15 protein-coding genes are annotated in these 13,582 nt (G+C 71.7%); 9 read left to right on the forward strand and 6 right to left on the reverse strand.

Translation table 11 applies throughout. The annotated features are described in order from the left end of the window. Window positions 1-16 precede the first annotated feature (16 nt). A complete protein-coding gene (locus ABZ490_RS14675; protein WP_358989168.1) occupies window positions 17-766 on the forward strand; it encodes an FCD domain-containing protein in 750 nt (249 codons plus the stop codon). A 4-nt stretch (window positions 767-770) separates the two neighbouring features. On the opposite strand, the gene ABZ490_RS14680 is transcribed toward ABZ490_RS14675, so the two are convergent. From ABZ490_RS14680 to ABZ490_RS14690, 3 genes are read right to left on the reverse strand one after another with little or no spacing between them, the layout of a single operon-like run. Next, entirely contained in the window at window positions 771-1,793 is a 1,023-nt protein-coding gene (locus ABZ490_RS14680; protein WP_358989170.1) for an LLM class F420-dependent oxidoreductase, read from the reverse strand. Continuing rightward, window positions 1,790-2,926, reverse strand: coding sequence for an acyl-CoA dehydrogenase family protein (locus ABZ490_RS14685; protein WP_358989172.1), 1,137 nt, complete (start codon window positions 2,924-2,926; stop codon window positions 1,790-1,792). The genes ABZ490_RS14680 and ABZ490_RS14685 overlap by 4 nt, the downstream gene beginning before the upstream one ends. A gap of 18 nt (window positions 2,927-2,944) precedes the next feature. Next, window positions 2,945-3,742 (reverse strand): enoyl-CoA hydratase/isomerase family protein, encoded by a 798-nt coding sequence (locus ABZ490_RS14690; protein WP_358989174.1) that lies wholly within the window; start codon window positions 3,740-3,742, stop codon window positions 2,945-2,947. 66 nt (window positions 3,743-3,808) lie between these two features. Here ABZ490_RS14690 and ABZ490_RS14695 point away from each other — a divergent pair, with 66 nt between their 5' ends. Next, window positions 3,809-4,669 carry a crotonase/enoyl-CoA hydratase family protein gene (locus tag ABZ490_RS14695; RefSeq protein ID WP_358989176.1) on the forward strand — a complete coding sequence of 287 codons (861 nt, stop codon included), beginning with the start codon at window positions 3,809-3,811 and terminating at the stop codon, window positions 4,667-4,669. Between the two features lie 134 nt (window positions 4,670-4,803). Beyond that, window positions 4,804-6,204 (forward strand): family 1 glycosylhydrolase, encoded by a 1,401-nt coding sequence (locus tag ABZ490_RS14700; protein ID WP_358989178.1) that lies wholly within the window; start codon window positions 4,804-4,806, stop codon window positions 6,202-6,204. Here ABZ490_RS14700 and ABZ490_RS14705 read toward each other — a convergent pair. Beyond that, window positions 6,183-6,683, reverse strand: a complete 501-nt coding sequence (locus ABZ490_RS14705) for a MaoC/PaaZ C-terminal domain-containing protein (RefSeq protein ID WP_358989180.1) — start codon at window positions 6,681-6,683, stop codon at window positions 6,183-6,185. The genes ABZ490_RS14700 and ABZ490_RS14705 overlap by 22 nt on opposite strands. A 25-nt stretch (window positions 6,684-6,708) precedes the next feature. Next, window positions 6,709-7,530: an enoyl-CoA hydratase/isomerase family protein gene (locus tag ABZ490_RS14710; RefSeq protein ID WP_358989182.1), complete on the reverse strand. Its 822-nt coding sequence runs from the start codon at window positions 7,528-7,530 to the stop codon at window positions 6,709-6,711. 108 nt (window positions 7,531-7,638) lie between these two features. Between ABZ490_RS14710 and ABZ490_RS14715 the strand changes: the two genes are divergently transcribed. The 4 genes from ABZ490_RS14715 to ABZ490_RS14730 are packed head-to-tail and all read left to right on the forward strand — an operon-like array spanning window position 7,639 to window position 11,230. After that, the gene (locus ABZ490_RS14715; protein ID WP_358989184.1) at window positions 7,639-8,757 is read left to right on the forward strand and encodes an acyl-CoA dehydrogenase family protein; all 1,119 of its coding nucleotides are present in this window, start codon (window positions 7,639-7,641) and stop codon (window positions 8,755-8,757) included. A gap of 27 nt (window positions 8,758-8,784) precedes the next feature. Beyond that, the gene (locus ABZ490_RS14720) at window positions 8,785-9,963 is read left to right on the forward strand and encodes an acyl-CoA dehydrogenase family protein (RefSeq protein WP_358989186.1); all 1,179 of its coding nucleotides are present in this window, start codon (window positions 8,785-8,787) and stop codon (window positions 9,961-9,963) included. After that, the gene (locus tag ABZ490_RS14725) at window positions 9,960-10,475 is read left to right on the forward strand and encodes a nuclear transport factor 2 family protein (protein WP_358989188.1); all 516 of its coding nucleotides are present in this window, start codon (window positions 9,960-9,962) and stop codon (window positions 10,473-10,475) included. The genes ABZ490_RS14720 and ABZ490_RS14725 overlap by 4 nt, the downstream gene beginning before the upstream one ends. Next, the gene (locus tag ABZ490_RS14730) at window positions 10,475-11,230 is read left to right on the forward strand and encodes an SDR family oxidoreductase (protein WP_358989190.1); all 756 of its coding nucleotides are present in this window, start codon (window positions 10,475-10,477) and stop codon (window positions 11,228-11,230) included. The genes ABZ490_RS14725 and ABZ490_RS14730 overlap by 1 nt, the downstream gene beginning before the upstream one ends. A 10-nt stretch (window positions 11,231-11,240) precedes the next feature. Here the strand turns inward: ABZ490_RS14730 and ABZ490_RS14735 are convergent, their stop codons facing one another. Continuing rightward, window positions 11,241-12,437 (reverse strand): CoA transferase, encoded by a 1,197-nt coding sequence (locus ABZ490_RS14735; RefSeq protein ID WP_358989192.1) that lies wholly within the window; start codon window positions 12,435-12,437, stop codon window positions 11,241-11,243. A 146-nt stretch (window positions 12,438-12,583) separates the two neighbouring features. Between ABZ490_RS14735 and ABZ490_RS14740 the strand changes: the two genes are divergently transcribed. Then, window positions 12,584-13,102 carry a PaaI family thioesterase gene (locus tag ABZ490_RS14740; protein ID WP_358989194.1) on the forward strand — a complete coding sequence of 173 codons (519 nt, stop codon included), beginning with the start codon at window positions 12,584-12,586 and terminating at the stop codon, window positions 13,100-13,102. Window positions 13,103-13,106: 4 nt separating this feature from the next. Next, the coding region (locus ABZ490_RS14745) for an enoyl-CoA hydratase-related protein (protein WP_358989196.1) at window positions 13,107-13,582 on the forward strand (476 nt) is incomplete at its 3' end.

Raw genomic sequence — 13,582 nt, forward strand, 5'->3', positions numbered from 1 at the left:
GGCGGAGGTGGGCGCGGTGGCGAACACGCCGGTACGGGTCCCCAAGATGGCGGAACTGGTCGCGGCACGGCTGCGTCGCATGATCGTGCGGGGTGAGCTCGCGGAGGGGGACGCCCTGCCGTCCGAGACGGCGCTGATGGAGGAGTTCGCCGTCTCCCGGCCCACCCTGCGCGAGGCGTTCCGGGTGCTGGAGTCGGAGTCGCTGATCGACGTGCGCCGGGGTGCCCGGGGCGGGGCACGGGTGCAGGTCCCGGAGGGCACGGTGGCCGCCCGCTACGCCGGTCTGGTGCTGGAGTACCGGGGCACGACCCTGAAGGACGTGTACGACGCCCGTACGGTGATCGAGGCGCCGTGCGCCGGTCTGCTGGCCGAGCGGCGCACCGACGAGGACCTGCGCAGACTGCGGGTCGCCGTCGCCGAGGCCGAGCGGCTCATGGACGACCCGTCGGCCTTCATCCGCGCCCACATGGAGTTCCACGCCCTGGTCGTGGAACTCGCGGGCAACGAGACGCTCGGCGTCCTCAACGGCATGGTCCGCCACATCATCGACCAGGCGAACTGGTCCCATGTCGACCTCGATGCCGGCAGCCCGGAGAACATCCGGGCCAACCGCCGGGGCTTCCGTGCCCACGGCGCGCTCGTGGACCTGGTGGCCGCGCGCCGCGCCGAGGCCGCCGAGGAGCTGTGGCACCTCCATCTGCAGGAGGCGGAGGACTATCTGCTGCAGAGCAGGTCCATGACCACCGTCCTGGACCTGCTCGGCTGACCGGTCAGCTCTCGCGCAGGTCCGCCACGATCGGCTCCCACACCTCGGCACGGGTCTCGTAGGCGGTGTAGAAGGACACCCGGTCGACCAGCGCCCCGTACCGGCGCCGGATCTCGCCCGCCACCCGCTCCGGCTCCGCCACCACAGCGAAGGTGTGGAGAACCTCGTCGTCGACGAGCCGGGTCATCACCTCCCACTTGTCCTCGCGCCGGGACGTCGACAACGCGTGCAGCTCGTCGCCGAGTTCGCCCCAGCCGTGCAGCTCCAGGACGCCGCGGTAGGCGGGCGTGCTGCCGTAGAAGGCGACCTGGGCGCGGGTGCCGTCGATCGCGCGGGCCATCTCCTCCTCGGTTCCGCCGGTCGCGGTCAGCAGCAGATGGGAGACCGAGAAGTCGGCGCGTGTGCGGCCCGAGGACGCCAGTCCGGCCCCGACGGTCGGCAGGGTGACCTCGCGCAGATACCGCTCGGTGGTGAAGCCGTGCGCCAGCAGACCGTCGGCCACCTCGCCCGCGACCCGCGTCATCGCCTCCCCGACGGCGGCCACGAACACCTTGGGCGCGCCGCCGGTGGCGGGCGGCGGGGAGAAGAACGGGGACATCAGCGTGTGCGAGTAGAAGTCGCCGCGGAAGTTGAGCCGTTCGCCCTCGTTCCAGGCGGCCCAGATGGCGCGCAGCGCGCTGACATACTCCCGCATACGGGCGGCGGGTCGGCTCCACGGCATGGCGAAGCGCCGCTCGATGTGCGGCTTGATCTGGCTGCCCAGGCCGAGCGAGAACCGCCCTCCCGAGTACGTCTGCAAGTCATGTGCGGTGTACGCCAGTTGCATGGGGGAGCGGGCGAAGGCCACCGCGATGGCGGTGCCGACCTCCAGCCGGTCCGTGTGCTCGGCGGCCAGCAACAGGGGCAGGAACGGGTCGTGTTTCGACTCCGAGGCCCACAGCCCGTCGTAGCCCGCCTTCTCATGATGGCGGGCCTCCTCCACGACCTCCGTGGTGCTCCACACGTTGAGCTTTCCGTCGACCTTCATGCCGCTCCTTCGCCCGCTTCCATGCCGATGCGCCGTGCGAGCAGTTCGCGATGGTACGCGGGATCGCCGAACAGCAGCTGCGACGTCTTGGCCCGCTTCAGATAGAGGTGGGCCGGGTGTTCCCAGGTGAAGCCGATACCGCCGTGGACCTGGATGTTCTCTGCCGTGGCCTGCACACACGCGTCGGAGCAGAACGCCTTGGCCAGGCTCGCCACGGCGGGCAGGTCCGGGGCCTCGCTCTCGGCGGCGAGCAGGGCATAGTGCGCGGCGGCCCGCGCCGACTCGACCTCCAGCAGGACGTCGGCCAGCAGATGCTTGACGGCCTGGAAGGAGCCGATCGCACGCCCGAACTGATGCCGGACCTTGGCGTACTCCACCGCCATGTCGAGCGCGCGGGACGCCACCCCGACCTGCTCGGCGGCCAGCGCGACGGCGGCCCGGTCGAGGACCTGGGCGACCAGGTCCCAGCCGTCACCGTGCGTCCGCAGCCGGGTCGCCGGTACCTCGCGGTACTCCAGCCGGGCCTGCCGGCGGGTCGGGTCCAGGGTGGGCAGCGGCGCACGCGTCAGACCGGGCGCGTCACCGTCCACCACGAAGACGCCGATCCCGTCGGCGGCGCGCGCCACGGTGAGCACGACATCGGCGGCCGCACCGTCGAGCACGAACGTCTTGTGCCCGGTCAGCAGCCAACTCCCGCCGGACTCGCGGGCGGTGAGCCCGACCCCCGCCGTGTCCCAGCGTGCCGAGTCCTCGGTCAGGGCCAGTGTCGCGACGAGCTCTCCGGCGGCGAGCCCCGGCAGCAGACGCTTACGCGCCTCCTCGTCGGCGCAGCGCAGCAGCGTGGTCGTCGCCAGGACGGCCGAGGACAGGAAGGGTGCGCACAGCAGCGTACGGCCCGTCTCCTCCATCACCACGCCCACTTCGACCGGCCCGCATCCGGCACCGCCGTACTCCTCGGGCACGGCGAGTCCCTGGAGGCCCAGCTCGGTGCCCATCCGGCGCCACAGCGCCCGGTCGAAGCCCTCGGGGGTCTCCATCAGACGCCGTACCTCGGTCTCCGGCGAGGTGTCCACGAGGAACGCCCGTACCGTGCGGCCGAGTTCCTCCTGCTCCTCACTGAACGCGAAGTCCATCCCGTGCTCCTCTCCGGTTCAGCGACGACCGCGTGCGGCGATGATCCGCTCGACGGCGGCGATGTGATCCGGTGCGTGCATGGTGTCCCGCTCGGCGAGCAGGGCCGGTTCCATCACCGTGTCGAGGGCCTGCTCCAGATGCCGGTTGACGGCCCGCTTGGTCTCGCGCAACGCCTGCGCGGGCAGGGCCGCCAGCCGTCCGGCCAGGTCCATGGCCTCGTCCATGAGCTTGTCCCCGGGCACAACGCGGGTGGCGATGCCGAGCCGGACCGCGTCCTCGGCGCTCACCCGGTCGCCCAGGAAGAGCAGCTCCTTCGCCCGGGTGAGGCCCACGAGCAGCGGCAGCACATACGCGCCTCCGTCGCCCGCGACGAGTCCGACCTGGACGTGCGGGTCGGCGACATAGGCGTCGTCGGCGATGAGTACGAGGTCGCTGAGCAGGGCGAGGCTGCAACCCAGCCCCACGGCGGGGCCGTTGACCGCCGCGACGACGGGGAGGGGACAGCGGACCAGTCCGGTGATGATCCCGCGCGCCTCGTCGACCTGCCGCTGCCGGAAGGCGCCGTCGCGCTGGACCCGGGTCATGGTGTCGAGGTTGCCGCCGGCGCTGAACGCCCGGCCGCGCCCGGTCAGGACGATCACGCGTGCCTCCGGATCGGCGGCGAGGTCGTCCCACACCGTCGCGAGGCCGGTGTGCAGCTCGTCGCTCATCGCGTTCAGCTGCTCGGGCCGGTTCAGCTCGACCAGCCGGACCGGCCCGACGGCCGTCACCACCAGATCCGTCATCTCCGCCGCCCTCGTCCAGGGATCCGTCATTAGAGTTGAATGCTATAACTAATTAAGCTTTCTGGAAACCGGATCGCGGAGTGACGGAGGACGCGCATGCAGCAGGAGTACGAGACCGTACGGGCCGAGGTGGCCGACCGGATCCTCACGGTCACCCTCGACCGGCCGGAGAAGCTCAACGCCTTCAACCCGCGCATGATGCAGGACCTCCTCGACGTCCTGGACGCGGCCGACGCGGACGACGGAGTGCGGGTGATCGTGGTGACCGGCGCCGGACGCGGCTTCTGCGCGGGAGCCGACGTCAGCTCCGGGGGCACCTCCTTCGACCACCGCAAGGCGGGCGCCCGGCACCGGGACACCGGCGGCCGGGTCGCCCTGCGGATCTTCGCCAGCACCAAGCCGGTCATCGCGGCGATCAACGGCCCGGCGGCGGGCGTGGGGGCCAGTATGACCCTCCCCATGGACATCCGGCTGGCGTCGACGACGGCGAAGTTCGGCTTCGTCTTCGCCCGCCGCGGCATCGTGCCGGAGTCCGCCGCGAGCTGGTTCCTGCCCCGGGCGGTCGGGATGCAGCGGGCCATGGAGTGGGTGGCCACCGGACGCGTCTTCGGCCCCGAGGAGGCGCTGGCGGCGGGACTGGTCCGCTCCGTCCACCCGCCGCAGGAGCTGCTCCCGGCGGCGTACGCACTCGCCCGGGAGATCGCCGAGAACACCTCGGCGGTCTCCGTCGCCCTGTCCCGCCAGATGATGTGGCGCATGCTCGGCGAGCCCCACCCCATGACCGCGCACCGGCTCGATTCACGCGTCATGAGCCAGATCGGCGGCGGCCCGGACCCCGTCGAGGGCGTCGAGTCCTTCCTCGCCAAGCGTCCGCCCGCCTTCCCCGGCCTGGTGAGCAAGGACATGCCGGCCGTATACCCCTGGTGGCAGGAGGAGGAGTTCCGGCCGTTTGGCTAGCAGATGACCGGCCGGGACGGTACAGATCCACGAGATGTGGCCGAAACATTGTCGTGCTTTGCATGAAGTGTTAGCGTCCGGTCGGCGGACATTCAGTTGAATGCGCTAAACCATTGACCGCCTGGACGGTAACCATGAGCGATGGTTTCCTGCATGAATCGCTGAGCGGGGTCGACTGGGGGGTCGCCACCGCGGACACCGTCGCGGCCCCGCCGCCGCCCGCACAGGAGCGCGGCGGCCACTTCGGGCAGTGGACCGACGACATCCGGCAGCTGCTCGGCGTCACGGCGGACACGCACCGCATGGTCGCCGGCTGGCCGCTGCTCCAGCCCGAGGGTCCGGGGAGCTGGGACCGGCAGGCGCTGGACCGCTGCGAGCGCGCGCTCGACGCCCTGCTCGACCAGGGAAAGCGGCCCGCGCTCACCCTCGTCGACCGCACGCTGCCGCCGTGGCTGGACGACGCCGGAGGCTGGCTCGCCCGCGACACCGCAGAGCACTTCGCCGCGTACGCCGCCGAGCTGGGCCGCCGCTTCGGCGACCGCGTGGAACGCTGGATCACCTCCACCGACCTGGCCGGGCCCACCCTCGCCGACCACGTGGCCGGAATGTACTCACCGGGCCGGGGCGCGGGCCGCGCCGGGCTCCCCGCGGTCCACCACATCCTCCTCGCCAACGGACTCGCCACCCAGGCCCTCCGGGCCGCGGGTGCGGCCGGCCGGATCGGGACCACGGTCACCCTCGTGGGCGGCTACCCGGCCACCGACGACCCCTACGACCGGCTCGCCCTGGAGCGCCTGGAGAGCTGGACCAACCGCATCTTCCTCGACCCCCTGCTGCTCGGCCAGCACATGGTGACCGAGGACGACCTCGAGCCCGTGGCGGCCACCGGCTGCGTCCGCCCCGGCGACCTGGACGTCATCACCACCGCCCAGGACCTGCTGGCCGTGTCCTGGCACACGCCGTTCCGCGTCACCGCGCCCGAGAACCTGCCCCGGGTGCTGCCGAGCGCGAAGTGCCGCAGCGCCCTCAACGAGGTCAACCGGCTGCTCGTCGGCCTCGGCTTCGCGATCGTCCCCTTCGACGACGTGGAGACCACCGCCTACGGCTGGCCCATCATCCCCGAGGGGCTCGCCGACGCCGTCGCGGGCCTGTGCGACCTGTACGGCGACCTGCTGCCCCCGCTGTCCGTCGTCGACAACGGCATGGGCGACCTGGACCTGGTCGACGGCACCGGACACCGCGACGACACCCGGCGCCGGGCCCTGCTGCGCGCCCGGCTCTCCTGGCTGGCGGGGCTCGTCGACGCCGGGGTGGAGGTGTGCGGCTACGAGTACTGGTCGGTCCTGGACAACCTGGAGGCCAAGTTCCGCTACACCCGCCTGTACGCGATGGCCGTCCCCGACCACGAGCTCGCGCCCCGGCCCGCGATGCCGTCCGACTGGGTGCGCGGGGGAGCCTTCGCCGCCCCGCCCGCCGACGGCCCGCGGACCGGCCTGACCCTGGTGACCCCCGCTCAGGGCGCCGGCACCTCGTAGTCCCGGCCGCGGATCAGCCGTACCGGGCAGTAGACCAGCACGTCCTCGTCGCGCTGGTTGCGCACGGTGATCCGGCTGGTCACCACGCCCCGGCCGGGCTTGCTGGACGGGCGCGAGCCGGTGGTCTCCACGACGGCGTACAGCGTGTCGCCGACGTACACCGGCCCGTGCACGGTCAGTTCCATGTGCAGGAAGGCGAGCCCCGTGCCGTGCAGGACGTTCGTCTGCAGGACGAGCCCTTCGGCGAGGCAGTAGGTCAGACCGCCCGGGACCAGCCGGCCCGTGTAACCGCCCTCGGCCGCGTGCGTGGCGTCCCAGAAGAGCGGCTCGGTGAAGCCGCCCCAGGTGACGAAGTTGACCAGGTCGGTCTCGGTGACGGTCCGGCGGGCGGTGCGGAAGACCTGTCCGACCGGCATCTCCTCGTAGGTCAGACCCTTCACCAAGGGCGGGATGTCGGTCGTCGTGTCGTGCGCGGTCATGTGTCGGTTCCTTTCGGTGGCGTCGTCACAGGTCGATCGGGTGCTTCGCCGCCACGGCCGTGAAGTCCGGGGCGCGCTTGTCGCGATGGGCCGCCAGGCCCTCGACGACCTCGTGACCCGCGAACCCGAAGAACTCCAGGCCCAGCGAGGCCTCGAAGGCGGGCTGGGCGGTGCGGTACCAGTGGTTGAGGGACCGCTTGGTCCAGCTGATCGCGCTCGCGGGACCGGCGGCCAGGACGTTCGCCACGCGCAGCGCCTCGGCGTGCACCTCCTCGTCGGCCACGCACTTCGACACCAGACCGATCCGCTCGGCCTCCTCACCCGTGAGGGCCTCGCAGGTCAGGAGGTAGTACTTGGCCTTGGCCATGCCGCACAGCAGGGGCCAGCAGATGGCGGCGTGATCCCCGGCCGCGACCCCGAGGCGGGTGTGTCCGTCGACGATCTTCGCCGTGCGGGCCGCGATCGAGACGTCCGCCAGCATGCCGATGACCAGCCCCGCCCCCACGGCCGGCCCGTGGATCGCGGAGACCACCGGCTTGGAGCAGTTGATCACCCCGTACACCATGTCCCGCGCCTCGCGCATCACCCGGGCGCGCACCGCGTGGTCCTCGGTCAGGGCCTGGATGGAGTCGAAGGTGCCACCCGCGGAGAACGCCCGGCCCGCCCCCTGGACCAGCACCGCCCGGGTCCGCTCGTCCCGGTCGATCACCGGCCAGATGTCGGCGAGTTCGCCGTGCATCCGCGGGTCCACCGCGTTGAGGTGCGGGGCGTCGAGCACGACGCGCAGCACACCGGGCGTGGGCCGCTCGAAGGTCAGGCTCGTGAACGGGGCATAGGGATCGGTCACGTCGCGCTCCTGGCGTAATCAGTGCGGATACTATAATTATCTAACTGTATCGAGCGGAGAGCGGCAAGCGATCGGCAGCCGCGTCGCAGCGAGGACGGGAAGCCCGGCATGGATCTCACCTTCAGCCAGGAACAGGACGAACTGCGCACGGTCGTACGGTCCTTCCTGGCCAAGTACTCCGACGAGGCGGCCGTGCGTCGGCTGGCCGCCGACCCGCGCGGCCACGACGACGTCGTCTGGCGGCGGATGGCCGGCGAGCTGGGCCTGCAGGGGCTCGCCGTACCGGAGGAGTACGGCGGCTCGGGCTTCGGCTACGTCGAACTCGGCGTCGTCTTCGAGGAGGCGGGCCGCGCGCTGCTGGGCGAGCCGTACTTCGCCACCGTCGCCCTGGCCGCCGAGACCCTGCTGCGCTGCGCGGACGACCAGGCACGGGCCGACCTGCTGCCGGGCATCGCCTCCGGCGCGACGATCGCCACCCTGGCGCTCACCGAGGACACCGGCCGCTGGGACGGGACCGGCCTCCGGCTCACCGCCCACGGCACCCCCGGCGGCTGGCGGCTGACCGGCGGCAAGACCTACGTCCCCGACGGCCTCCTCGCCGACCTGCTCCTGGTCGCCGCCCGCACCCCCGGGGGCATCAGCCTCTTCGCGGTCGGGGCCGACGCGGCCGGCCTCACCCGCACCCTTCTCCCCACCCTCGACCAGACGCGCAAACAGGCCCGCCTGGAGTTCGCCGACACCCCGGCCCGCCTGATCGGTCCCGAGGGCACGGCCTGGCCGGTTCTCGAACGCACCCTCGCCACGGCCTCGGTCCTGCTCGCCGCCGAACAGGTCGGGGGAGCGGCCGCCGCGCTCGACGCCGCCGTGGACTACGCGCGGATCCGGGTGCAGTACGGGCGGCCCATCGGCTCCTTCCAGGGGATCAAGCACAAGTGCGCCGACATGCTGGTGGAGATCGAATCCGCCCGCTCGGCCGCGTACGCCGGGCTGTGGGCGCTGGACGCCGGGGACGACGCGGAGACCGCCGTCGCCGCCGCCCTGGCGCAGGCCTTCTGCTCGGAGGCGTTCACCAAGGTGGCCGGCGACAGCATCCAGGTCCACGGCGGCATCGGCTTCACCTGGGAGCACCCCGCGCACCTGTACTTCAAGCGCGCCAAGAGCTCCGAGGTGCTGCTCGGCACACCGTCGTACCACCGGGAGCTGCTGGCCGCCCGGCTCGGCATCTGAGATCTCTGAGAGCAGGGAAGGGCAGACATGGAGCTGGACTTCGGACCCGCGGTGCGCGACTTCCGCGAGGAACTGCGGGACTGGCTGGCGGACCATCTGGTGGGGGAGTTCGCCGAGCATCGGGGGGTCGGCGGCCCGACCGACGGCGCGGCCTGGGAGGTCCGTCTGGCCTGGGACCGCGAGCTGTCCGCCGGGGGTTGGCTGGGCGTGGGCTGGCCGCGGGAGTACGGCGGCAGAGGGCTCGGACTCCTCGAGGAGATCGTCTTCGAGTACGAGTACGCCCGCGCGAACGCCCCCTACCGGGCCACCGGCAACGCCCTCGACCTGCTCGGCCCCATGCTGCTCAAGGTGGGCGCCGACGAGCAGAAGGAACGGTTCCTGCCGCCGATCCTCGCCGTCGAGGAACTGTGGGGCCAGGGCTTCAGCGAACCCGGCGCCGGCTCAGACCTCGCCTCGGTGCGCACCCGCGCCGAGCGCGACGGCGAGGGGTGGGTGGTGAGCGGCCAGAAGGTGTGGACGTCCTTCGGCGTGCACGCCGACTGGCTCTACGTCCTCGCCCGCACCGATCCGGACTCCGTCCGGCACAAGGGGCTGACCATGCTGCTCCTGCCCACCGACCAGCCCGGTGTGGAGATCCGTCCCATCCGCAATCTCGCCGGCCAGGACGAGTTCGCCGAGGTGTTCCTCTCCGACGCGCGCACCGCTGCCGACCTGGTCGTCGGCGAGGTCGGCCAGGGCTGGCGCACCGCGATGGCCACGCTCGGTATCGAACGCGGCACCACGCTCCTGCCCCAGCAGCTCACCTTCGAGCGGGAGGCCGAGTCGCTGATCGAGCTGGCCCGGGAACGCGGCGCGCTCGACGACCCGATGCTGCGCCGCCGCATCGTCGACGCCTGGATCTCCGTGCGCGTCATGCGCACCACCAACCTGCGCACCCTCGCCGAACTCACCGCGGGCCGCACCCCGGGCGCCCAGGCCACCACGGCCAAGCTGTACGCCTCGACCCGCCACCAGCGACTCGGCCACCTGGCACAGGAGTTGGCGGGCCCCGCCGGCCAGATCGTCGGCGCGGACTACGGCCTGGACACCCGGCAGCGTTCCTTCCTGCTGTCCCTGGCGGAGACGATCTACGGCGGGTCCAGCGAGATCCAGCGCAACATCATCGGCGAGCAGATCCTGGGCCTGCCGAAGGAGCCGCGACCATGACGCCGCTCGACGACCGCCTCGACCGCGTCGAGTCGCACCTCGCCGTCCAGCAGCTGCCCGTGCGGTACGCGCTCGCCGTGGACGCCCGTGACCTCGACGCCTGGACTGGCTGCTTCCGGCCCGACGTGGACATGGGCCGCCGCCACGGTCAAGGGCGCGAGGCGCTGCGGGCGTACATCGAGCCCCTCGTCCGGGGCTTTCGCCGGTCCGTCCACCAGATCTGCGGCCACCGGATCGAGTTCACCGGCCGCGACACGGCCACCGGCTCCGTCTACTGCCGTGCCGAGCACGAGGTGGGGGAGCGGTGGATCGTCATGGCCATCCGCTACCTCGACGACTACGCGCGCGTGGACGGCGAGTGGTACTTCTCCCGGCGCCGCGAACAGCACTGGTACGCGGCCGACGTGACCGAGCGCCCCCAGCAGGCGGGATTCGCGGGCTGGGAGGGCGCCGGGGAACCGGCGCTGCCGGACGCCTTCCCCTCCTGGGGACCCTTCTGGAAGGAGTCGTGATGCGGCGGTTGGCGGGGAAGGCCGCCCTGGTCACCGGGGGCGGGCAGGGCGTGGGCCGGGGCATCGCGCTTGCGTTGGCGGCCGAGGGGGCGGCCGTGGTGATCACGGGTCGGACCGAGGGCAGACTCAAGGACACCGCGCGGGTGATCGCCGAGCGCGGCGGGCGGGTGCATACCGTAGTAGGGGACGTGGGGGAACGGGCCGACGTCGAGCGCATGGTGGCGGAGACGGTCCGGGAGTTCGGCGGCCTCGACGTGCTCGTCAACAACGCGCAGAGCTCCGTGCAGCGCCGTCTGGAACAGACGTCGTACGACGACGTCGAACTCGCTTATCGCAGCGGCCCGTTGGCAGCCTTCCACGCGATGCGGGCGGCTCTGCCGCACCTGAAGGCGAGCCGTGGCAGCGTCGTCAACCTCGGTTCGTCGGCCGCGGTGCTGGGCGAGACGGGGTTCGCGTCCTACGCGATGGCCAAGGAGGCGATCCGTGGGCTGACCCGTGTCGCCGCGCGGGAGTGGGGACCGTACGGGATCCGGGTGAACGTCGTCTGCCCGGCCGCGCTGAGCCCGGCGGCGGAGGAGTACTTCGCCGCTCATCCGGAGAAGGCCGAGCAGGTGGTGGCCGGCATCCCGCTGGGCCGGATGGGCGACCCGGAGACCGACATCGGGCGGGCGGTGGCCGCGCTGGTCAGCGACGACATGGCCTATCTGACCGGTGCGACGCTGATGCTGGAGGGCGGCAGGACGCTGATCGGGTAGGGGCCTCGCGTCAGATGACGCCTCGACCGCGCAGCCCGCGGATCTGATCTTCCGTCAACCCGACTATGTCCGACAGCACTTCGGTGGTGTGCTCGCCGAGAGCCGGCGGCGGGGTGTACCCCTCGACCGGCGTCGCCCCGAACCGGATCGGATTGGCGAGCAGCGGCAGCCGCCCCGACACCGCGTCCTCGACCTCGACCAGCATCCCCCGGTGCCGTATCTGCGGATCGGCGAAGACCTCGGGCATCTCGTTGAACGGGCCCGCGGGGACGTCGTGTTCGTCGAGCACGGCCAGCCACTCGTCCCTGGTCCGGGTGCGCATGACCGCCTCCAGCACCGGCAGGATCTCCTCGCGATGGGCGATGCGCGCGGACGTGGTGGTGAACCGGGGGTCCTGGAGCAGGTCGGTGCGGTCGGCGGCCGCGCAGAACGCGGCGAACTGCTTGTCGTTGCCGGCCACCAGGAAGAGCGGCTCGTCGGCGCACTGGAACGCCTGGGACGGGATGCCGCCGTACCCGCCGTTGCCGCGCCGGGCAGGTACCTCACCGGAGACCAGGTAGTTCATCGCGAAGTGGGAGAGCGAGGCCAGTCCGCAGTCCAGCAGGGAGAGGTCGATGAACTGGCCCTGACCGGTGGCGTCCCGGTGGCGCAGGGCCGCCAGCACGGCCGTCGCGGCGTACAGGCCCGTGAGGATGTCGACCATGCTGACGCCGACCTTCATCGGCTCCTCGGGGTGCCCGGAGACGCTCATCATCCCGGACATGGCCTGGAAGATGCCGTCGTAGCCCGGGCGTTCGGCGTACGGACCGGTCTGGCCGAAGCCCGTCACCGAGAGGTAGACGAGCCGGGGGTTCAGCTCCCGCAGGCTCTCCTGGTCGAGGCCGTACTTCGCCAGCGTGCCCGTGCGGAAGTTCTCGACCAGCACGTCCGACCGGGCGGCGAGGGCGCGGATCACCTCCTGCCCCTCGGCGGTGGCGTGGTTGACCGTGACCGACCGCTTGTTGCGGTTGCAGGAGAGATAGAAGGCGGCGGTGTCCGTGCCGGGGGCGAACGGCGGTCCGTACGTGCGGGAGTCGTCGCCCGTACCGGGCCGTTCGACCTTGATCACCTCCGCGCCCAGGTCGGCCAGCAACTGGGTGGCCAGGGGAGCGGCGAGGATGCGGGACAGGTCCAGGACGCGGATCCCGGCCAGGGCGGTCGACGGCATCGAGATCTCCCTCTGTTCACAGACACTCAATGAGTTATATAAATAATACATCTGGCGGCTGGCGCGATACCCCGCTTGATTGCTCAACTATTCAAATCATGTAACTATATGGATCGGCCGACCGGCCGAGACCGGAGGGCGGGCTGATGACCGTCGCGGCGAGGACCCTCACCGAACAGGAACAGCGCGAACGCCGGGTGTGGTTCAGGGCCCGCTGGGAGCGCGGGGTCGCCTTCAACCGGTACTGCCGCATCCGCGTGACCCGCTGGGACGCGGAGGCCGTGGAGATCGTGCTGCCCTACGCCGAGTCCCTCTCCGCGCACGAGGACGTCTTCCACGGCGGGGTCGTCTCGGCGCTCATCGACACCGCCGGTGCCGGAGCCGTCATCGCCGGACACGACTTCACCCACGGGAGCCGGCTCAGCACCGTCTCGATGTCCGTGCAGTACCTCGCCCCCGCCCGCGGCCAGGAAGCCGTCGCCCACGCCCGCTGCGTGCGGCGCGGCCGCAGGCTGCACTTCGCGGACGTCGACGTGCTGACCGACGGGCGCCTGTGCGCGCGGGGCCAGGTGGTGGTGACCATCTCCGGGGAGCGGCCCGGCGTCGGCGACCCGATCGACCCCATCGACTCCATCGACCGCATCGACTCCCTGACGGAGGAGTGACCGCATGACCGAGGAGCCCGCCCAGGACGACCTGGTGCTGTACGAGGTCGACGAGGACGGTGTCGCCACCGTCACGCTCAACCGGCCCGAGCGCAGGAACGCCTGGAGCATCCCCATGGAGCGCCGCTTCTTCGCGCTCCTCGACGAGGCCGCGCACGACCCGGTCGTCCGGGTCGTGATCGTCACCGGCGCGGGCAAGGCCTTCTGCCCCGGCATGGACGTACAACGCCTGGAACAGAACGCCCAGCCGGGCCAGTCCCTCAACCTCCAGGCCCGTGTCCCCATGTACAGCAGGCGCACCCTGCCCAAGCCGCTGATCGCCGCCGTCAACGGCGCCTGCGCGGGCATCGGACTGGTCCAGGCACTGATCTGCGACGTCCGCTTCGCCGCCCGCGGGGCCCGTTTCACCACCGCCTTCACCCGGCGCGGCCTGGCCGGCGAGTACAACCTGCCCCATGTCCTGCCGCGGGTGATCGGCCT

It is taken from the genome of Streptomyces sp. NPDC005811 (genome assembly GCF_040630405.1).
Lineage (GTDB): Bacteria > Actinomycetota > Actinomycetes > Streptomycetales > Streptomycetaceae > Streptomyces.